Origin of the sequence: Corynebacterium lactis RW2-5 (genome assembly GCF_001274895.1) — a bacterium.
Taxonomy (GTDB): Bacteria; Actinomycetota; Actinomycetes; order Mycobacteriales; family Mycobacteriaceae; genus Corynebacterium; species Corynebacterium lactis.
The window spans coordinates 1,221,965-1,241,137 of record NZ_CP006841.1; the positions used below are offsets into that span (position 1 = coordinate 1,221,965).

The 19,173-nt window shown below is 58.2% G+C and carries 19 protein-coding genes; 14 read left to right on the forward strand and 5 right to left on the reverse strand.

Going from position 1 to position 19,173, the window contains the following annotated elements; genetic code table 11:
* Positions 1-25: 25 nt before the first annotated feature.
* From CLAC_RS05345 to CLAC_RS05370, 6 genes are all read left to right on the forward strand, one after another.
* Positions 26-3,244: a DNA translocase FtsK gene (locus CLAC_RS05345; RefSeq protein ID WP_053412018.1), complete on the forward strand. Its 3,219-nt coding sequence runs from the start codon at positions 26-28 to the stop codon at positions 3,242-3,244.
* A 333-nt stretch (positions 3,245-3,577) separates the two neighbouring features.
* Entirely contained in the window at positions 3,578-4,603 is a 1,026-nt protein-coding gene (locus CLAC_RS05350) for a TerC family protein (RefSeq protein ID WP_053412019.1), read from the forward strand.
* Positions 4,604-4,699: 96 nt separating this feature from the next.
* Positions 4,700-5,278, forward strand: a complete 579-nt coding sequence (pgsA, locus tag CLAC_RS05355) for a CDP-diacylglycerol--glycerol-3-phosphate 3-phosphatidyltransferase (protein WP_053412020.1) — start codon at positions 4,700-4,702, stop codon at positions 5,276-5,278.
* 9 nt (positions 5,279-5,287) lie between these two features.
* The gene (locus CLAC_RS05360; protein WP_053412021.1) at positions 5,288-5,809 is read left to right on the forward strand and encodes a CinA family protein; all 522 of its coding nucleotides are present in this window, start codon (positions 5,288-5,290) and stop codon (positions 5,807-5,809) included.
* A 59-nt stretch (positions 5,810-5,868) separates the two neighbouring features.
* On the forward strand, positions 5,869-6,234 hold the full coding sequence (locus tag CLAC_RS05365) for a helix-turn-helix domain-containing protein (protein ID WP_053412022.1): 366 nt from the start codon (positions 5,869-5,871) through the stop codon (positions 6,232-6,234).
* Positions 6,235-6,395: 161 nt separating this feature from the next.
* Entirely contained in the window at positions 6,396-7,220 is an 825-nt protein-coding gene (locus CLAC_RS05370) for a PspA/IM30 family protein (protein WP_053412023.1), read from the forward strand.
* Between the two features lie 98 nt (positions 7,221-7,318).
* Here the strand turns inward: CLAC_RS05370 and CLAC_RS05375 are convergent, their stop codons facing one another.
* The 3 genes from CLAC_RS05375 to CLAC_RS05385 are packed head-to-tail and all read right to left on the reverse strand — an operon-like array spanning position 7,319 to position 9,316.
* Positions 7,319-7,939, reverse strand: coding sequence for an energy-coupling factor transporter transmembrane component T family protein (locus CLAC_RS05375; protein WP_053412024.1), 621 nt, complete (start codon positions 7,937-7,939; stop codon positions 7,319-7,321).
* Positions 7,940-7,951: 12 nt separating this feature from the next.
* A complete protein-coding gene (locus CLAC_RS05380) occupies positions 7,952-8,668 on the reverse strand; it encodes an energy-coupling factor ABC transporter ATP-binding protein (protein WP_053412025.1) in 717 nt (238 codons plus the stop codon).
* Between the two features lie 45 nt (positions 8,669-8,713).
* The gene (locus CLAC_RS05385) at positions 8,714-9,316 is read right to left on the reverse strand and encodes a biotin transporter BioY (protein ID WP_053412026.1); all 603 of its coding nucleotides are present in this window, start codon (positions 9,314-9,316) and stop codon (positions 8,714-8,716) included.
* Positions 9,317-9,448: 132 nt separating this feature from the next.
* Here CLAC_RS05385 and CLAC_RS05390 point away from each other — a divergent pair, with 132 nt between their 5' ends.
* The 5 genes from CLAC_RS05390 to CLAC_RS05410 all read left to right on the forward strand — a co-directional run bounded on the left by CLAC_RS05390 (position 9,449) and on the right by CLAC_RS05410 (position 14,118).
* The gene (locus CLAC_RS05390) at positions 9,449-9,655 is read left to right on the forward strand and encodes a DUF3046 domain-containing protein (RefSeq protein WP_053412027.1); all 207 of its coding nucleotides are present in this window, start codon (positions 9,449-9,451) and stop codon (positions 9,653-9,655) included.
* A gap of 390 nt (positions 9,656-10,045) precedes the next feature.
* Positions 10,046-11,152, forward strand: a complete 1,107-nt coding sequence (gene recA / locus CLAC_RS05395; RefSeq protein WP_053413293.1) for a recombinase RecA — start codon at positions 10,046-10,048, stop codon at positions 11,150-11,152.
* Between the two features lie 59 nt (positions 11,153-11,211).
* Positions 11,212-11,805, forward strand: coding sequence for a regulatory protein RecX (locus CLAC_RS05400; protein WP_053413294.1), 594 nt, complete (start codon positions 11,212-11,214; stop codon positions 11,803-11,805).
* A gap of 119 nt (positions 11,806-11,924) precedes the next feature.
* A complete protein-coding gene (gene miaB, locus CLAC_RS05405) occupies positions 11,925-13,475 on the forward strand; it encodes a tRNA (N6-isopentenyl adenosine(37)-C2)-methylthiotransferase MiaB (RefSeq protein WP_082313134.1) in 1,551 nt (516 codons plus the stop codon).
* Positions 13,462-14,118, forward strand: coding sequence for an Rv2732c family membrane protein (locus CLAC_RS05410; RefSeq protein ID WP_425388807.1), 657 nt, complete (start codon positions 13,462-13,464; stop codon positions 14,116-14,118). The genes miaB and CLAC_RS05410 overlap by 14 nt, the downstream gene beginning before the upstream one ends.
* A gap of 73 nt (positions 14,119-14,191) precedes the next feature.
* Here CLAC_RS05410 and CLAC_RS05415 read toward each other — a convergent pair whose 3' ends face one another.
* Positions 14,192-15,577 carry a DUF349 domain-containing protein gene (locus tag CLAC_RS05415; RefSeq protein ID WP_053412029.1) on the reverse strand — a complete coding sequence of 462 codons (1,386 nt, stop codon included), beginning with the start codon at positions 15,575-15,577 and terminating at the stop codon, positions 14,192-14,194.
* A gap of 185 nt (positions 15,578-15,762) precedes the next feature.
* Here CLAC_RS05415 and CLAC_RS12625 point away from each other — a divergent pair, with 185 nt between their 5' ends.
* The 3 genes from CLAC_RS12625 to dapF are packed head-to-tail and all read left to right on the forward strand — an operon-like array spanning position 15,763 to position 18,326.
* The gene (locus CLAC_RS12625) at positions 15,763-16,464 is read left to right on the forward strand and encodes a hypothetical protein (protein WP_156324779.1); all 702 of its coding nucleotides are present in this window, start codon (positions 15,763-15,765) and stop codon (positions 16,462-16,464) included.
* Complete coding sequence (gene miaA, locus CLAC_RS05425; protein ID WP_053412031.1) at positions 16,457-17,392, forward strand: tRNA (adenosine(37)-N6)-dimethylallyltransferase MiaA; 936 nt, start codon at positions 16,457-16,459, stop codon at positions 17,390-17,392. Before CLAC_RS12625 ends, miaA begins: the two co-directional genes overlap by 8 nt.
* A gap of 34 nt (positions 17,393-17,426) precedes the next feature.
* Entirely contained in the window at positions 17,427-18,326 is a 900-nt protein-coding gene (gene dapF / locus CLAC_RS05430) for a diaminopimelate epimerase (protein WP_053412032.1), read from the forward strand.
* A gap of 21 nt (positions 18,327-18,347) precedes the next feature.
* Here dapF and CLAC_RS05435 read toward each other — a convergent pair whose 3' ends face one another.
* Positions 18,348-19,133, reverse strand: coding sequence for a hypothetical protein (locus CLAC_RS05435; RefSeq protein WP_053412033.1), 786 nt, complete (start codon positions 19,131-19,133; stop codon positions 18,348-18,350).
* Positions 19,134-19,173 lie beyond the last annotated feature (40 nt).

Consider the following 19,173-nt stretch of genomic DNA (forward strand, 5'->3'; position numbering starts at 1 on the left):
GCGAACTGGCTGTAAGGTGGTGGTCATGCCAGCGACCAGCCGAACGAAAACCGACCACCGTCGTAGTGCGCCGCGCCATACAAGCGATGCCGCTTTTAGTCGATACCCACAGCCTGCTCCCACTGAGGAGTTCAAGCGCACTCCCAGCGCCTTTTCCGCTGTAGGCCGTGGTCTGGCGTCTGCATGGTCTGAAACCGCGCGTGGGGTCGCAGGCCTTGCGCGCTCGGTTGGTTCGCGCAAGAAGAGTTCTGAAGTAGAGGAGAACATGTCCCCGCGCAGCGAAAGCGCAGACAATTCTGGTACCAAAAAAAGGCGGCGCAGGAGCGCTGCCAGCGGTTACGACGATGTGATGCCGGAGCAGGCCTCCTCGTATGAAACAGACGTGGAAATCGCGGAGGGACCCGAGCTGGAAGAGGGGATCCACGCCAACAAAGACGGTGCGGCGCTACTAGTCTTGGCTCTCGCAATCGTCCTCGCGGGCTCGACCTGGTTTCACCTCGCTGGTCCGGTAGGAGACTTCATCGAAACCGGTGTACGCATGCTAATCGGCGTCGGAGCTTTCGTGCTTCCGGTGCTGCTGGGCTTTGTTGCAGTCATGATGATGCTGGGGCAGTCCCCTCATTGGAATCGCGTGCCCGCGGTCGCTACTGGCTCGGCGCTTATCGGTGGTGGCCTCCTCGCAATCGTGCACATCTCTGCTGGTCGGCCCGCTGACTGGGCAGGGCGACGCGCAGCTGGTGGCGCTATCGGCGGTTACATCGGGTCTCCGCTCGCAATCGGATTTACCCCGTGGGTCGCGGTAATCCTGCTGTTGGGCATCGTGTTTTACGGAGCACTGGTGCTCTCCGGTGCGACGGTTCGTCAGCTTATCGACGCGGTTAAGGAATACCTCAACCTCTCCGAGTGGCAGGGACGTGGTAATCAGCGCAATGCAGTCGAAAACGATGATCCCTACGCAGGCGTCGACAGTCTTTTGGACCGAAAGGCTGACGGCTACGGCGAAAACGATAGTTACGACGACTCTGATTTCGATCACCCAACAGAGCTAGTCGAACGGGCACAGCCCAAGCCGCGTGCGCGCACTGCGCGCAGCAGCCGTTCCGCCACGCCACGATCTTCGCGACCGACCTCTGGTTCTGATCGACCATCCAGCCGTGCGTTCGGGAGGACCTCCCGTGGGGCAGGACTGGACGAGCCCGACCACGATTCCTTCGAGGGTGCGCCGTCGCGGTTCGCGCAGGGCGATGACAGCGGAAACCTCTATGACCTGCTCGACGAACCCTCCGTAGCGTCCCGCAATACCGAACTGATCAACCGCAACCCGGAGCCGGCGGCCGTTGATATGGACTATGACTCCGCTCGAACCACTCGATTTGAGGCGGCAGCTGCGGAGGACTACGACCGGTCCGAGTACTCGGAAGAATACGACGGAACGGAAGATTTGCCCTATCCGTCTGCTGAGTATGTGGAAGACAACCACAGCGATGTCGTCCATCGTGACACCGAGGTAACTGACGCGACGATTCCCGCCGTCGGTGCATCTTCCCGTGACGCCATTTCGGAGTCGACCAGACGGACAATGGACGCAATTGCGGCTCGATCCGGCATCGACGCCTCGAAGATTCCCGCTACCACGCCGAAGTCCGAGCTCGAGGCCGCGCAGCCCAGACTCGCCCCGGCGAGGGCGGCGTCGGCAAGCGAGACTGAGATGGACTACCACCTGCCTTCGACAGATTTGTTGATTGCGGGCGAGCGTCCGAAGACCCGTACCGCAACAAACGACCGCATGATCGAAGCGATCACCGATGTGTTCGCGGAGTTCAAGGTCGACGCACAGGTGACCGGCTTCTCGCGTGGGCCGACGGTGACTCGTTACGAGGTTGAGCTTGGCCCCGGCGTGAAGGTTTCGAAAATTACGAACCTGCAGTCCAACATCGCCTACGCGGTAGCCACGGACAACGTTCGCCTGCTCACCCCGATTCCGGGCAAATCCGCCGTAGGTATCGAGGTGCCGAACAACGACCGCGAAATGGTCAGGCTTGCCGACGTCCTCACCGCGCCGAGGACGGTCGCCAGCGACGATCCGATGCTGATCGGCCTAGGTAAGGACATCGAGGGTGAGTTTGTTTCGCACTCCATCCAGAAGATGCCGCACCTGCTGGTGGCGGGTTCGACGGGCTCCGGTAAGTCGGCGTTCGTCAACTCGATGCTGGTGTCGCTTTTGACTCGTGCCAACCCGGAAGAGGTGCGTCTAATCCTGGTCGACCCGAAGATGGTCGAGCTGACGCCCTACGAGGGTATTCCGCACCTGATTACCCCGATTATCACGCAGCCGAAAAAGGCTGCGGCGGCCTTGCAGTGGCTGGTCGAGGAGATGGAGCAGCGCTACATGGACATGAAGTCCGCACGCGTGCGTCACATCAAGGACTTTAACCGCAAGGTCAAGTCCGGCGAGATTACGGCACCGCTGGGTTCCGAGCGTGAATACCGCCCGTACCCGTACATCGTCTGTGTTGTCGACGAGTTGGCCGACCTGATGATGACCGCCCCGCGCGACATCGAGGACGCCATCGTCCGCATCACCCAGAAGGCCCGCGCGGCCGGCATCCACCTGGTGTTGGCGACTCAGCGCCCTTCGGTCGACGTTGTCACCGGCCTGATTAAGACCAACGTGCCTTCTCGCCTGGCGTTCGCGACCTCGTCTCTGACCGACTCCCGCGTCATCCTGGACCAGGGCGGCGCAGAAAAGCTCATCGGTATGGGCGATGGTTTGTTCATCCCGCAGGGCGCTGGCAAGCCCCGACGAATCCAAGGTGCCTTCGTCACCGATGAGGAGATCCAGGCTGTTGTCGATGCCGCTAAGGCGCAGGCAGAGCCGGACTACACTGAGGGAGTTACCGAAGACAAGTCCGCCGAGGCAGAGAAGAACATCGACCCGGATATTGGCGACGATTTAGACGACCTGCTTCAGGCAGTGGAGCTGGTCGTGACCGCACAGCACGGTTCCACCTCGATGCTTCAGCGCAAGATGCGCGTGGGCTTCGCGAAGGCTGGTCGACTCATGGACCTGATGGAAACCCGTGGCGTGGTGGGCCCCTCCGAGGGCTCGAAAGCTCGCGAGGTGCTGGTCAAGCCCGAGGAGCTCGAGACGATCCTGTGGATGATCAAGGGGGCCAACCCCGAGGATGCGCCGAAGGAAGATGTCAACTTTGTCGACGCGGATCCCAACCAGTCCTTGGCATGAGGTTATCTTAAGTCCAGCCCTGACGTGGACTAACTTTGGTTCTACTTATCTTGTCGAGTACGCACCGTGTATAGTCGAGCGTCGTGGAGGGGAGTATCCCCGGGTTGGCGATAATCACAAGTGCCTTGCACTGGTGGCTTCTCGGTAACCCGTGACGGTTATCGTCAACACGGATTGCACACACGTCCTGCCTGCTGGGCATGGCGCGTGGTGCAAATCCCGGTTCCGTCACTTGTCCCCGCGGGCTGAGGCGTTTAATGCGCGACAGCCCAGCGGCAAAAGGCAAGCAGGAGAGACCTCCGGTTCTTATTAGAAACGACCGGAGGTTCAACTATGCATGTGCCCCTATACGTGTGGGCTATCACCGTAGTAATTGTGATTGGCTTCATCGCCTTTGACTTCTTTGCCCACGTTCGCACGCCCCACAATCCGACCCTGAAGGAAGCCGGCATCTGGACGGGTTTCTACGTGGCGCTTGCTCTGCTTTTCGGAGCCTTTACTTGGATATTCTGGGATCACCACCGTGGCGTCGAATTCCTATCCGGCTACATCACCGAAAAGGCACTGAGCGTTGACAACCTGTTCGTCTTCGCCCTGATTATCGGTGCCTTCAAAATTCCGCGGCAATATCAGCAGAAGGTCCTTCTGTTTGGTATCGCAATGGCGCTGTTCTTCCGCGGCATCTTCATCTGGGCTGGCGCCGCTGTAATTAGCGCATGGTCCGATGTTTTCTACCTGTTCGCAATCTTCTTACTCTACACGGCTATCAAGACCGTGTGGGATGAAGCCGTCGATAAGCCCGAGACGGATCCTTCCGACATGAGGCTGATTAAGTGGCTGCGTACAGTCGTCCCGATTTCGGATCACTACAACCGCGATCGCCTTTCGATTAAAGAAAACGGCAAACGGTTCTTAACCCCGCTGGCAATCGCCCTGGTTGCCATCGGTTTCATCGATGTGATGTTCGCCTTTGACTCTATCCCCGCGATCTACGGACTGACAAACGAGGCCTACATCGTGTTTACGGCTAACGCGCTGGCCCTGATGGGTCTGCGACAGATGTACTTCCTCCTCGATGGTCTGCTCGACCGCCTGGTCTACCTCGCGTATGGCCTGGGTATCATCCTCGCCTTCATCGGCGTGAAGCTGCTCCTGCACGCCCTGCACGAGAACAACCTGCCGTTCATCAACGGCGGCCAGAACGTGACGGTCCCCGAAATCTCGACTTGGACCTCGCTCGCCGTCATCGTCGGAGTACTAGTGGTGACCGTTGTCGCCTCGTGGATTAAGAACAAACGCGATGAAAACATGGGCGGCATCGCCCTTCCTCGCGAGCAGTTCGACGACACAAGCTCCTAGGCTGCGCGTCTATCCCGGTCATGCACCCGTCTTTGGGCCTGGCGTAGCCTGCCCGCGAGGGACGTGCCCGGGGACTGTGCGCTAAACTATTCAACCGTGACTGCTACATCCGCTAATACGAATGCGCCTTCTAACTGGAACCTCCCGAACGTTCTCACGGTGCTGCGTATTATCGGTGTCCCGGTTTTCCTGTGGGTGCTGCTCCAAGACGGGGGAGAATCCTCCTACTGGCGTTGGTGGGCCTTCGCCGTTTTCGCTCTGCTGATGGCCACCGACAAACTGGATGGGCACCTAGCGCGCAGCCGTAACCTGATTACGGATTTTGGCAAGATTGCTGATCCAATCGCCGATAAGGCACTCATGCTCGCTGCGCTCGTCGGTTTGAATATCATCGGTCTTTTGCCTTGGTGGATTACCGCGATCATCGTCGTGAGGGAGGGCGGAATCACCATCTGGAGGATGTTGGCCCTGCGCCAGGGGCGTGTGGTCCCGGCATCAAAAGGCGGCAAACTCAAGACCGTCATGCAGTCCCTAGCCGTCGCGCTGTTTTTGGCGCCGCTGCCGTGGCTTTACTGGCCGGCCTGGGCAGTAATGATTGTCGCGGTAGTCATCACCGTGGTAACCGGTATCCAGTACATTCTCGATTCGCGGGAAGCTGGCAAGGTCTCGGATTAGGGGCTAAGTATGTACTCGTCTGGCCTTTCTGAATTGACCGCCCAGGACAAGGCCGGCCGACTGGTCCGGCTCTTGCGCGAGCGTGGCCAGACTCTAGCGGCCGCCGAGTCGCTTACCGCCGGCCTCTTTTGCGCCGCTGTCGCCTCCGTGCCCGGGGCTTCCGCAGTCCTTCGGGGAGGGGTGGTAACCTACGCCACCGACACCAAGAATCTGCTTGCCGAAGTCCCCCTGGACGTCCTTGAACGGTTCGGCCCCGTTGCGGAGCTAACCGCTCGGCATATGGCGCTGGGAGTGGCTCGAAAGACCCAGGCATCGTGGGCTGTCTCACTGACGGGGGTTGCAGGTCCCGATATGCAGGACGGACATCCGGTTGGGGAGGTCTGGTGCGGTATCAAAATGGACACCTCGCATGACCTAGGCGCGGTGGAGGCGGTACGCCTTCCTATCCGCGATGGCCTGGGCCGAAACGAGATTCGCGGTCAGGCTGTGGACCTGGCTATAACGGAGTTGCTTACGAGAATCGTTGGGTAGGGCCCAACTGATTGACTCAAACGGGAACAATAGGGATGCCCGAAGCGTTGGAGGTAGTGATGAGCAATAACACCGCAACTATGACTGTCCCTTACCGCAAGGCCTCAAAGGCTGAGGCGGCGGTTTCTGATGCTTCTCTCTCTGTCAGCACTGTCGAGTCTCGCGAGCCGCTGCTGCGCGAGGCGCTGGGGGAGACTCTGCGGGATATTAGAACTCGCTGTGGTTTGACTCTGCGGGAGCTGTCGGAGGCGGCGGCGATTAGCCCCGGTTACCTCTCGGAGCTGGAGCGCGGTCGTAAGGAAGTCTCCTCCGAGCTTCTGGCATCAGTGTGTGCGGCCTTGGGCATTGCTGTCTCTGATTTGATGGTGGAGGCTGCCAGTGCCATGGCACTACACGCGGCCAGCCCAGAGATGGCCGCGATTTAGAGCTGATTCCGCGCTTTTAATGCGCGTGAATCCTTTAATTATTGACTATTTTTTGGTTGTGCTCATCTAATCGAATGCTGATTCTCATACGGCGTTGTTAAGATGAGTCAGAGCGTTTAGGTGACCTGCTCACTTTCTTGAGAAAGGTGTGGAAAGACACGATGGCTAATCCTTTTGTGAAGCTGTGGAATTACTTGATGGCTGCATTCGATTCTAAGATCGAGGAAAATGCTGATCCGAAGGTGCAGATTCAGCAGGCTATTGAGGACGCACAGCGCCAGCACCAGGAGCTGTCGCAGCAGGCTGCCGCCGTTATCGGTAACCAGCGTCAGCTGGAGATGCGTTTGAACCGCCAGTTGGCGGAAATTGAAAAGTTGCAGGGCAACACTCGGCAGGCTTTGCAGTTGGCGGACAAGGCTCGCGCGGAAGGCGACGGGGCTAAGGCTACCGAGTACGAAAATGCCGCTGAGGCGTTTGCGGCCCAGCTCGTTACCGCTGAGCAGTCGGTTGAGGATCTCAAAGCTCTGCATGATCAGTCGCTGCAGCAGGCAGCTCAGGCCAAGAAGGCCGTCGAGCGCAACTCCATGCAGCTGCAGCAGAAGGTTGCGGAGCGTACCAAGCTCCTGAGCCAGCTGGAGCAGGCCAAGATGCAGGAGAAGGTCTCAGAGTCGCTCCAGTCTATGAACCAGCTCTCTAGCGGCAATACGCCGAACCTTGATCAGGTACGTGACAAGATTGAGCGTCGTTATGCGAATGCTCTGGGGCAGGCGGAGTTGGCACAGAACTCGGTCCAGGGGCGCATGGCCGAGGTCGAGGCCGCTGGCGTTCAGCTCGCCGGTCACTCCCGTCTGGAACAGATTCGTGCAGAGATGGGCTCGGGCAACCAGCTTCCTGGCTCGGCGGCTCCGAAGTCGATTCAATCTGGCGCCTCTCCGGCTGACCCCGCAGTGGCCGAGCGCATGCGTCAGCTGCGTGAGGGCAGCTAATTCAAGTACTTCCCCTCCGGGAGTAAGTGGGCTCTAGGTATAAAGAGGGCCTCCACCGCTTGATTTATTGGGTGGTGGAGGCCCTTTTTTGTGTCTTTTTACTCGCCGACGCCTCGGGCGACCAGTGCGTCCGCCATCGCGCGCGCCCGTCCAATTGTCCGGACGACAACCGGAACACCAAAGGCAACGATGGATGCTGTGGCGCCGCGGGCTTTCCTAGCCTCGAGTACTTCCGCCGCTGCCATTACTTGGAGTGGAATCATTCTCAGTGTGAGTGATAGTGCGAGTGCAATCGTGTCGACTGGAACGCCGAACCTTTCGAACGGTTGCAAGGCGTTTACGAGGAAATCCATGACCTCAGTAACCCGCGTCGTTAGTGTGAAAACTATAGCCATCATGATTGCGGATAGCAAAGTCAAAAATGAAGTCAGTGCGGCTAGGAAGCCACCTCTCCACCAGAGGAAGACGCTGAGAAAAAGTAGCAGGGGAAGAGCCCCAGCGATCTGTTTGAGTGCCACTGCAATCGGGATTCTTGCTGCAACGTAGGCAGCAGCGACGATAAGCATGCAGATCGCGCCACCGATCCACGAATCAACCAAAACGGCACCGGCCAGGATGAATGCGGTCACGGCGAGCATTTTCCAGCCAACCGACAGTCGGTGAACTATCGATGAGTGATTGAGGTAGATGCCGAGCGGAACGTTCGAAGGATGAATCATCGCGGAATCGACCTAACTATTGGTGTCACTATCGGCGCCATCTGCGAAGGCTCTCATATCGGATTCGTACCTGGGAATCACTTCTTCGGGACTGCCGTCGTCGACTATGCGGCCCGCTTGAACTCGAATGATTCGGTCGAAGTCGTCGATGAAGTTCAAATCATGTGTGACCACGACAATTTGCTGGCTCAACTGAGCAAATACCTTGCGAATGTGCAGGCGGTTTCGTAAGTCCAGTAGTGTGGTCGGCTCATCCGCGATGATTGTCGTTGGCTCAAGCACCAGAACCGAGGCCAGGGCGAGCAGTTGCTTTTGACCGCCAGAGAGAAGGTGAGGGGAGTCGTCGGCATGGTTGTGTAGTCCGAAGCGGCTCAGGACTTCCATGACTCGACGTTCGCGTTCCTGCTTGGGAAGCTTCTGTTTACGTAGAGAAAATGCGATGTCTTCGGCGACGGTCGGCATAACAATCTGGTTGTCGGCATCGGAGAAGATGAAACCGACATCTTTGCGGACCTCCTTTGCGTGCCGGGCAACGTTGGTCCCGTTGTAATAGACCTTGCCTTCGGTCGCAGTTCCCAGTCCGTTAATCAAGCGGGCAAGGGTCGACTTTCCGCCGCCATTTTCCCCGATAATTCCGATTCGTGGTTCAGTGAGCTCCAAAGATATCGAGCGGAGAATTTCTCGTCCCGAGTATGTCGCACCTACGTTGTCGAAGGTAATAGTGGGCATGTGTCGACCCGTAGCCCTTTCGAGATTGTGGGAAATCGGTGCTGCTTAGTCCTGGGCGGTCTTGGCCTGGGCGCGAAGCTGCTGGCGGTCGATTCGGTCGGGTAGGAGGTCGGGGAACGCCTGCAGCACAGCGGTCGCAATAAGCGCAGCGACAACGACCTTGATGACATCTCCGACAATGAAGGGCAGGTTTGCGGCGAAAGCATCTGCCGACGCCATGTCCAGCCGCCACATCAGTCCGAGCGAACCAAAGAAGTACTGAATTGCTACACCGACGAGTCCTGCGCAGACGAACACTCCGAAGCGCGCCGACTTAGCCCGCGGTGCGGCTTGCGCGATTGCTCCGACTACGAAGCCCGTGACCAGGTATCCGAAGATGTAGCCAATCGTCGGGCCGGGTAGAGCGGCGAGCAGAGGCTTCCAACCGGCCATATTGGGGATATTAACGAGACCGACGGCGAGGAACAGAGTCGTAGCGAGACCTCCGCGTTTGACGCCGAGAATCATGCCTGCGAGCGCGATGCCCATGTTCTGCAAAACGATGGGAACACCGAAACCGCCGACGGGGATGGCAATGCCACCCAGCACAATAATCAGTGCAGCAAAAGCGGCAATGAGCGTGAGATCGAGGACCTTTGAATTATTCACACCGTTATCTTAGTCCTCTATCTTGAGCGTTGTTCAGTTCGGGTGCATGGTCGGTGCCTTAGAGTTAGCGAAGATGACGTGTTCATGCGCACTCCCTGGTCGCTCGTTGCGAGGTCTAGTAGTTTGGTGGGCATGCGTTTGGCTGATTTTTATTCTTTTGTGGACCATGAGTTTGGTAAAGAACACGGTCCTTGGCTGCTGCATTCGCATGTGTTGTTGGAGTTTGGCAAGACTCCGGTGGAACTCCTGGAGGACGGCGTCGAACCGCGCGATATCTGGTGGGCTCTCTGCCGGGAGCATGATGTCCCCGAGACCCGCTGGTGCGGTCCGGATGAATAGGATTTTGCTGCAATCGCGTTGTCGTCTCTTCCCAAAATTTTTCGCTTACCGACGTGTCTTGCTTTTATTCGAACAGAAATTCGCATATTATTTGATGTGTGACGCTCGAGAGTCCGGGTTTGCCTTTATAACTGTCACAGGCTCAACCTCCTAGGGCTTTGTCTGCGTAGCGCCTCGTTGAGAAATCTGGCGTGATGCTCTGCGCGTGGGTGTAACCGGATACGTGGTCTTAAAGTCTGAATATGGAACCGAAAGGGTATTTCCCGCGCCTATACAGATGTGAGTGAAATTCTTGAGGCTGAGATTAATGAGGAGACTCTTGCTGACGACGTCGGTGGGGAGGTCCTGCAGGGCGTACAAGCTAACAATGAAAAGGATGAAGAACTAATTATGGCTCGTAAGAAGTCGGCGGCTTCCAGTCAGGGTAATGATCGTTTGAAGGCTCTCGATGTTGCTTTGGCAAGTATTGAGAAGGACTTCGGTAAGGGCGCTGTCATGCGCTTGGGGGATGACAATCGTCCTCCGATTCAGGTAATTCCCTCCGGAAATATTGCAATTGATGTGGCCTTGGGTCTGGGAGGCTTTCCCCGTGGCCGCGTCGTGGAGATCTATGGCCCGGAGTCATCGGGTAAGACCACTGTTGCTCTGCACGCTATTGCAGAGGCGCAGCGGCAGGGTGGCATCGCGGCGTTCATCGATGCGGAGCACGCGCTGGATCCCGATTACGCTCGCAAGCTCGGAGTTGACACAGATAATCTGCTTGTTTCACAGCCGGATACGGGGGAACAGGCACTGGAAATCGCTGACATGCTGATTCGCTCGGGTGCAATCGACATTATCGTTGTGGACTCCGTTGCTGCTCTTACTCCGAAGGCGGAAATCGACGGCGAAATGGGCGATTCCCATGTGGGTCTGCAGGCACGTTTGATGAGCCAGGCATTGCGTAAGATGACGGGCGCACTTTCGCACGCTGGAACGACCGCTATCTTCATCAACCAGCTGCGTGAAAAGATTGGTGTCATGTTTGGTTCGCCGGAGACGACCACTGGCGGTAAGGCCCTGAAATTCTACGCCTCGGTGCGGTGTGACGTCCGTCGTATCCAGACTTTGAAGGACGGTCAGGATGCTGTTGGTAACCGCACTCGCTTGAAGGTCGTAAAGAATAAGGTTTCTCCTCCGTTCAAGATTGCAGAATTCGACATTATCTACGGCGAGGGAATTTCCCGTGAGGGTTCTCTGATTGACATGGGTGTCGATAACGGGATTGTGAAGAAGTCTGGTTCGTGGTTTACCTATGAGGGGGATCAGCTCGGCCAGGGCAAGGAGAAGGCGCGTTTGCATCTTCGCGAGAATCCGGAGCTTGCCAAGGAAATCGAAATCAAGATTAAGAAGAAGCTCGGTGTCGGCGAATATGCGAACGCTGAGGAAGAAACTGATATCGATGCACCAGTAGATGTCGTGCCCGATATTGATTTCGACGACCTCGATGATGAATAAAACTGCCGATTAATGTCGACAGGAAGCGTTTTGCAGTTAAGGAGTGCGGGGTAGAGGTGTTGGCAGAGTCGGAGTCGGACAAGGTCAGGAAAATTGAACAGCTCGCGCAGCAGATTGCGCAGGCCGATGGTTCAACTTTGTTCGATTCCGGGCATGAGGCGGCTAAGGCTCCTGTCCGTGCCAAGGCGCTGAGGCTTTTGGATCAGCGGATGAGGTCTCGTAAGGAACTTCTCGATCGTCTCCTGGCCGTTGAGGAGTTTCTACCGGCCATTGTTGAAGAGGTGGTCGATGACCTTGCCCGTGGTGGCCTCGTCAACGACAAGCTCTTCGCTAGTGAATGGGTTAGGCAGAGATTTTCGCTACGGGGTAAGTCTCGAACCGTTTTGGACCGGGAGCTTCGTGAAAAGGGCATTTCCTCCGCTGATCGGTCGGATGCTTTAGAACAAGTTACTCGTGTCGATGAGGAAATGGTCGCGCGCAAACTTGCTACCAAAAAGGCGGGGACGCTTCGCTGCGTCCCAGAAAACTATGCCGACAAACAGAAAGATCTTCGAAAAATCGTCGGGGTATTGGCGCGCAGGGGCTTTCCATCCGATATGTCGATGACGGTGGCCCGCGAAGCTCTCGACGCGCGATATGAGGAACTCGGCTAGTTTCATTTTCTGCGTTAGTCAACCAGCTGCTAGGTAGGCCTAAAACCTCTAGCGTCGAACAGTTCTATGCAGCGTTTGGAAATTGGGAAATGCCTTCATAGCGGCTAACCTAAAATGCCGTGACTACCCCTTCTCTGAACTCTGTTGAACAGCAGTCTGCGCCGCGCACCTATGAGGTGCGGACATTTGGCTGCCAGATGAACGTCCACGACTCCGAAAGACTATCGGGTCTGCTTGAGGAAAACGGTTATCAGGCGGTGGCAGAGGGCGACCAGCCCGACCTGGTTGTGTTCAATACCTGTGCTGTCCGTGAGAATGCGGATAACCGTCTTTATGGAACCCTTGGACAGCTCAAGCCGGTGAAGGATGCGCACCCTGGCATGCAGATTGCCGTCGGCGGCTGCCTCGCTCAAAAGGACAAACAGGTCGTGGTGGAGAAAGCGCCATGGGTGGACGTTGTCTTTGGTACCCACAACATTGGGTCGCTTCCTGCGCTGCTCGAGAGGGCTGCCCATAATCAGCGAGCCGAGGTAGAGATTAAGGACGCTCTGGAAGAGTTCCCTTCGGTCCTCCCTGCGAAGCGAGAGTCTACCTACGCGGGTTGGGTAAGTATTTCGGTCGGCTGCAATAACACGTGTACTTTCTGTATCGTTCCGAGCCTGCGCGGTAAAGAGCGGGATCGTCGTCCTGGCGATATTCTCGCCGAAGTTGAGGCACTCGTGCAGCAGGGAGTTACAGACATCACCCTTCTGGGCCAGAATGTCAACGCTTATGGCGTCCATTTCGCCGATCCGGAATTGGAGCGCGATAAGTCCGCCTTTTCGAAGTTGCTCCGTGCTTGTGGTGCCATTGAAGGCCTTGAGCGGCTACGTTTTACCTCGCCTCACCCGGCGGAGTTTACCGACGATGTCATCGACGCCATGGCGGAGACGCCTAATGTCGTCCACCAACTGCACATGCCGTTGCAGTCCGGCTCCGACCGCATTCTCAAGGCTATGCGCCGCTCTTACCGCACGAAGAAGTTCCTAGGCATCCTAGACAAAGTCAGAGAAAAGATGCCTGATGCTGCGATTACGACCGACATCATCGTAGGATTCCCCGGCGAGACCGAAGAAGATTTCCAAGCGACCCTGGATGTCGTCGAGAAGGCTCGTTTCAGCTCTGCGTTTACGTTCCAGTACTCTCCACGTCCGGGAACCCCGGCTGCAACGATGGACGAGCAGGTGCCGCCTGAGGTAGTGAAAGATCGCTATGGCCGCCTTATCGCGCTGCAGGAGCGTATTTCCGAGGAAGAAAATGCAAAGCTCGTTGGACGCGAGGTAGAACTGTTGGTCACCCAGTCGGACGGGCGTAAGAACTCCGAGACTCACCGTATGTCCGGACGCAGCCGTGATGGCCGGCTTGTCCACTTTGCGAAGAACGAGGCCTCCGCTGGCGTTATTGATCGTTCAATCCGGCCAGGCGATTACGTTACGGTTCGGGTTACCGACTCCGCGCCGCACTTCCTCATCGCTGACTCCGGTGTGCTGTCTCATAGACGCACAAAGGCGGGCGATAACGTGGAAATCGGGCAGATTCCAACTACTGCTCCGATTGGTGTCGGACTAGGATTGCCAAAGATAGGCAAGCCGTCGGTTGAGAACAAGAATGAGGGATGTGGCTGTGACTAGCGGGGAAAAAACCGCGGAATCGCTTCAAGGCCGGGATTTGCGCGCCGAAGAGCGCAAAGCTGCAGCGGAGCTGCAGCTAGGGCGTGCGGCTATTCCGATGCTAATTGCGGCGATTGGCCTCATAGTTAGCTTCTTCCTGCCGCATTCTGGTGTGGTCCTGGGCTTTGATGTTCTACTGGACACCGATGTTGCCCGTAAGTTTTTCACTACGGCTCCGGAGCGGATTTATTCCGTGCTTGTGGTTGTCGGTGTGCTTCTGGCTTTCGCAACGCTGCTGACCAGGACCACGACTGTCGCTTTCGTAGCCTGGGCTGTCTCTTCCGTGCAGGCGGTGTATTCGGTTTTTGCCGGTTGGATGCGTCAATCGCGGCCACAGGAGCTGGCCGGTGAGGGCATCGCGTGGGGGTTGGCTTTGAGCATCGTATGCAGCTTCCTTTTGGCTATCACGTTGAGCATTATTGCTTTCCGACGCACCCGTCGCCAGCACGAACTCGCTAATGAACGCCGCGTCCACGCCGACTCCGACCCGGTTCTGCGCGCGCAGCAGGCGTATTTGCGCTCTGGTCTCACCCCGAACACGACCACGGATGTCGAGATGGTCGACGATCGTCGGCAGCGGGCTAAGCGCCGCCACCGCGACTGATTTGACGGCTGATGAAAAAGAGCCCGGGCACATTCCTTAAATAGGAATCGTGCCCGGGCTGATTTCTTATTCTCTAAAGCTCCTTGAGTGTGTCAGCTGCCTGCTCGGCCCACTGACGCCACTGCTGGGCCTGTTCGCGAGCCTTGCCTGCCTGAGAGCTCTTCCCCTTAGCTTCGAGTTCTTTGGCCTTGGCTTCGAACTCCGCTGCGCGATCTGCGAACTGCTGGACGCGAGCCTGCGCCTCCGGGTCGGTGCGACGCCATTGAGAATCCGCGGCCTCCGAGACTCGCTTTTCCAGGGCTGCGATGCGATCTTCGTATTCTCGGACACGGCCGCGCGGCACAAAGCCGATTTCCTCCCACTTTTCCTGCAGCTGCCTGAGCTCGGCTCGTGCGTGATCCAAATCCTTTGAAGGATCGATGCGAGAATCATACTCGGCGAGGAGGGCGTCCTTTGCCGCAGCGTTTTCCTCGTACTCCTTGTCACGGGCTTCGTTGACCGCGTTTCGGGCACTGAAGAATTCATCCTGGGCAGCTTTGAATCGTGCCCAAAGCTTGTCATCAATCTCGCGAGGGGCGCGTCCTGCGGCTTTCCATTCCTTCATCAAATCCCGGAATGCAGCTGCCGTTGACGACCACTCCGTGGAGGTCTTGAGGGCCTCCGCACGCTCGATGATGTCCTCCTTTGTGCGGCGTGCCGCGGCGCGGTTGCGATCTAGCTCAGCAAAATGCGATCCACGGCGACGGTTGAAGGAATCGCGGGCGCGGGAGTAGCGGCGCCAGAGTAAATCGTCAGTCTTGCGGTCGATGCCGCGGATACTCTTCCATTCGGTGAGAATCTCTCGAATTCGGTCGCCTGCAACCTTCCACTCGGTGGAGTTTTCGGCCAAATCCTCCGCCTCTGCGGCGAGTTCTTCCTTGCGGGCGATTGCCTTTTTGCGTCGCTCTTCCTTGTCGAGCTGAGCCTTCTCAGCGGCCTGAGCAGAGGCCTCAATGACATGAACCAATCGAGCATCGAGAGCATCGACATCGCCGAGGACCGCGGCCGTCGGCAAGCCGTCCTTCAGCTCCTGCGCAGTATGTGCGATCGTCTGCGCCTCCTCCGGGTGGCTGACGACACGTGATTCGAGAAGTTCGACCTCAGTCGCAAGATCGTCGTAGCGCTTGCCGTAATGGGCGTAGCCCTCCGCTGCCGTGCCGGCCTGCCACGAGCCGATTTCCCTCTCTCCATCTTTGGTGGCAAGCCAGACAGTCCCGGATTCGTCGATGCGACCGAATTTTGTCGGATCGGTTGCTCGCGAATGAGTCGCAGGCGAGGCAGCAGCGCCGGATGCAGTTCCTGAGCGAGGAGTTGGGCGCGGATGTGGTTGTGGGGTCGACGCAACGCCTGCGCCGGGGCGAGGGCCCGGACGCGGTCCGGGGCGTGGGCCTGGCTTCGGGGAGTTGTTGGTACCGGCCATTGGGGAAACCTCTTCCAATCTTGTCAAAACATGCCGCGCGACACGGCTGCCATGAAACACATTCCTTTCATTGAGTATCCCAGAAATTCGCGCGCGACGTTTGTAGTGCCACCGGATATGGGAAGACTCCCTGTATTCTTCGGCTGTCTTTCTGCGCATACTTGAGTCACGGTAGCGTTATTGTCGTGACCTACCGTTTAACAATTGTTCCGAGGGCACTTGTTACCGTCGACGAATTCGGCGGTGCCGCCGAGCCTGCGGTGGCACTTCGTCGCGCCTGCCTTAGCGCAGTACGCGAATGCGCCGCCGGCCGTCGACGTGTGGGACTAATTATCACGCCTTGCGAGCGCGCCTTGCGCGTATCACCACAGTTAGAAGGTAGCTTTCGGCCGTGGGGTGCCGATCTTTCGGTATCCGCCGGCGCCAGTATTTCAGAATTGCTCGGGCGCTGGCTCCTGGAGAGTGTGAGTGAGCGCAGCACTGAAAGCAGAGATGAAGTCATCATCTACTCCTCGATCGAGGAAGCGCTCTCCGCAGGTGAAACCGCGCTGGTCGTGCTTATCGACGGCGCTTTCGGCCTCGGCGATCAGTCGCCGACCGGCGCAATCAACGGTGCCGATGAGCTGGATGAGCTGTGCCGTCGCATTGCGGGGGGCGGTGTAGAGATACCGGAAAGTATTCTCGCCGGATTCCAGTTGCCGGACCCCGGCGCCGATTGCTCGACGCTTTGGCGTGAGCTAGCGCGTCTTCCCCGGCTTGTGGCAGGAAACGACGGGGGCGCCCAGGTGGGCGTCGGAAAGCGATTGCACTATTCGGCGAGCCCATATGGAATCGGATACCACGTGGCGAGTTGGCAGGTTGAAAAAGAGGGCAGTGAAGATGAATGAGCAGCCGGATACGACGCCGATTGCGGTGGTAGGTCCGACGGCGTCGGGAAAGTCGGACTTAGGGCTGGCACTTGCTGAGGAATTCGGCGGGGAAGTGGTCAACGTCGATTCGATGCAGCTCTACCGGGGTATGGATATCGGCACGGCGAAGCTGACGGTGGAACAGCGGCGGGGGATTCCGCATCACCAATTGGATGTCCTGGACGTGACTGAACCGGCGAGTGTTGCTAGCTACCAGAGGCACGCGGTGGCGGACGTTGAGGAGATTCGGTCGAGGGGTAAAGTGCCAATCCTTGTCGGCGGCTCGATGATGTATGTTCAGGCGCTTGTGGATGATTGGCAGTTTCCGCCGACCGATGCTGCCGTGCGTGCAAAGTGGGAGGCGCTGCAGGACGAGATCGGCCCCGTGGCGCTACACGCGAAATTGGCGCAGATCGATCCGGAGGCGGCGTCGATAATTGAGACGAATGATCCGCGCAGGACGGTCAGGGCTCTCGAAGTGATTGAACTTACGGGCAAGCCGTTTGCGGCATCTAAGCCGTCGGTAGACGCCCCGCCGCGATGGTCGACGCGAATTCTGGGACTGCGTACACGGTCGGAATGGCTGAATCCACGAATCGAACTTCGTACCAGGAACATGTTTGAGTCTGGACTGCTCTGCGAGGTGGAGGAACTTGTAGGCCAGGGGCTGAGAGAGGGCGTGACCGCCAGTCGTGCGATTGGCTACGCCCAGATCTTGTCGTACTTCGATGGAGAGTACGACCTTGAAACGGCGCTTGATCGCACGATTACGGGCACCCGGCGGTATGTGCGGCGACAGCGGTCGTGGTTCAACCGCGACCCCAGGATTTGTTGGCTAGACGCGAGCGGGGACGTACGGACGCAAGCCTTGAACGCGCTAGCGGCTTGGGAAGCTGCGGGAGCATAGCGCCCAGGCCGGCGGAATTATTACGATGGGGTGCATGGTTTCATTCGCGAAGGGCCACGGCACCCAAAACGACTTCATCATTTTCCCCGACGACTCTGTCTCCGTTGATTTGAGTGAGGACGTCGTCGCGGCAGTATGCGACCGGCAGCGGGGTCTCGGCGCGGACGGTGTCTTGCGCGTTGCAAGGGCGGGTGAGCTGGTCTCAGCGGGAGTTTTGAAATCCATTCCCGATGGTGTTGCCCCGGAGGATTGGTTCATGGACTACCGCAATGGTGACGGTTCGATTGCGGAGATGTGCGGAAATGGCGTGCGAGTGTTTGCCCACTATGTGGCGGCCATTCACAGTCCGGAAAGCGTCGTCGACGGCCAGCTGCGTGTCGGTACGCGCGCCGGACTGCGGTCTGTTCGAATTGACTCGCTGAGCCGTGAGCGGGCAGTCGTGGGAGTCGACATGGGGCTGCCGCAGGTGCTCGGCCTCGGGACGGGCTTTGTTGAGGGGCGCTCGGCGACCTGGAAATTCGCCGGAGTCGGAGTTGACGTGGGCAACCCGCACCTGGCATGTGTGATGCCGGCACTGGACGTAGATGGTCTTAAGAGCATGCAGCTCGGCGACAACGTTAGCGTCTCGGAGGAGATGTTTCCCGCCGGTGTGAACCTAGAGATTCTCACACCGCTGGATAGCGATGACACGATTTCCATGCGTGTCATCGAACGGGGCGTAGGGGAGACGCGTTCCTGCGGTACTGGAACCGTGGCAGCTGCAATTGCGGCGCTAACCGATGCGCAGCGCACAACGGGCTCGGTCCGCGTGCTGGTCCCCGGCGGTGAAGTCCGCGTGGATGTGAGCGAAGCCGGCGATGGGCGGTTTGGAGCCACCCTTACCGGCCCTAGCATCATTCACACCCATGGCGAAATCAACCTGGATTTGCTCTAGGGGATAGGGGCGCGAGCCGGGTTAGTGCCCGCCGCAGCCTCCGTCACCGCAGCCGCAGCCTCCGTCACCGCAGCCTCCTCCGCAGCCCTGGGGTGCGATGATGTCGCCGGTCAGCAGGAAGGTGCCGGAGACGACCATTCCTGGCTGCGGCGCGATGTCACCGCCGGGAACTAGGACCTCCATCGGGGTCGGCAGCGCCAGGTTGAGAGCCCAGAATTTCTGTCCGGTCAGCTCGTTGACTCGCTTACGGGAGTTATTGACCACTCCGGCAAGCTCAACAATTGCGGATGGCGCGGCCTTGCCTGCTTGGTCACCTACTACAGCGCGTGCTCCGACGAAATCCTGCTTGGCAGGTTTCTCATCGCTGCCGGTGCGCTCGGAATAAGCCTGCTCGGATTCGTCGATGGTGAAGTCCGTAGCTAGGGCGGAGAGTGCAACATGCTCGAAGGTCTGCGTGCCCTCGTCGACAATCAGTGGCCCCTGTGCGAGGACGCAGCAGGCATTCTCAATGACCTGGTCGAACGTATCCTGAGAAGGGTCGTCTCCGACAATCTCCACCAGCGCGAGTACGTCATCGACGCTTGAGACGTGCGCGGTGACGGTCGGCTCGCCGGCGAAACCGGCATAGGTGGAATAAGGTTCCACGCCAAGAATGTGCAGGCGGGCGCCCGAGGGGTCTTCGAAGCGGACTAGCTGGCCGCCCCGCACCTCGCCGATTACGGAGAGGTGGTTGGTGGCGATCGCCGCTTCAATCGCGTCCTGCCACTGAGGGTAATCCAGTCCAATGCTTCGCAAGTCGGTAGTCATAGCTGCACATAATACTGCTGATATCACAACAAGCGAAGAA

Excerpts from the sequence above, each read along its gene's own strand:
- CLAC_RS05345 (WP_053412018.1), top strand. The coding sequence starts at position 26 with ATGCCAGCGACCAGCCGAACGAAAACCGACCACCGTCGTAGTGCGCCG.
- CLAC_RS05350 (WP_053412019.1), top strand. The coding sequence starts at position 3,578 with ATGCATGTGCCCCTATACGTGTGGGCTATCACCGTAGTAATTGTGATT.
- CLAC_RS05360 (WP_053412021.1), top strand. The coding sequence starts at position 5,288 with ATGTACTCGTCTGGCCTTTCTGAATTGACCGCCCAGGACAAGGCCGGC.
- CLAC_RS05365 (WP_053412022.1), top strand. The coding sequence starts at position 5,869 with ATGAGCAATAACACCGCAACTATGACTGTCCCTTACCGCAAGGCCTCA.
- CLAC_RS05370 (WP_053412023.1), top strand. The coding sequence starts at position 6,396 with ATGGCTAATCCTTTTGTGAAGCTGTGGAATTACTTGATGGCTGCATTC.
- CLAC_RS05375 (WP_053412024.1), bottom strand. The coding sequence starts at position 7,939 with ATGATTCATCCTTCGAACGTTCCGCTCGGCATCTACCTCAATCACTCA.
- CLAC_RS05380 (WP_053412025.1), bottom strand. The coding sequence starts at position 8,668 with ATGCCCACTATTACCTTCGACAACGTAGGTGCGACATACTCGGGACGA.
- CLAC_RS05390 (WP_053412027.1), top strand. The coding sequence starts at position 9,449 with ATGCGTTTGGCTGATTTTTATTCTTTTGTGGACCATGAGTTTGGTAAA.
- recA (WP_053413293.1), top strand. The coding sequence starts at position 10,046 with ATGGCTCGTAAGAAGTCGGCGGCTTCCAGTCAGGGTAATGATCGTTTG.
- CLAC_RS05415 (WP_053412029.1), bottom strand. The coding sequence starts at position 15,577 with ATGGCCGGTACCAACAACTCCCCGAAGCCAGGCCCACGCCCCGGACCG.
- miaA (WP_053412031.1), top strand. The coding sequence starts at position 16,457 with ATGAATGAGCAGCCGGATACGACGCCGATTGCGGTGGTAGGTCCGACG.
- dapF (WP_053412032.1), top strand. The coding sequence starts at position 17,427 with ATGGTTTCATTCGCGAAGGGCCACGGCACCCAAAACGACTTCATCATT.
- CLAC_RS05435 (WP_053412033.1), bottom strand. The coding sequence starts at position 19,133 with ATGACTACCGACTTGCGAAGCATTGGACTGGATTACCCTCAGTGGCAG.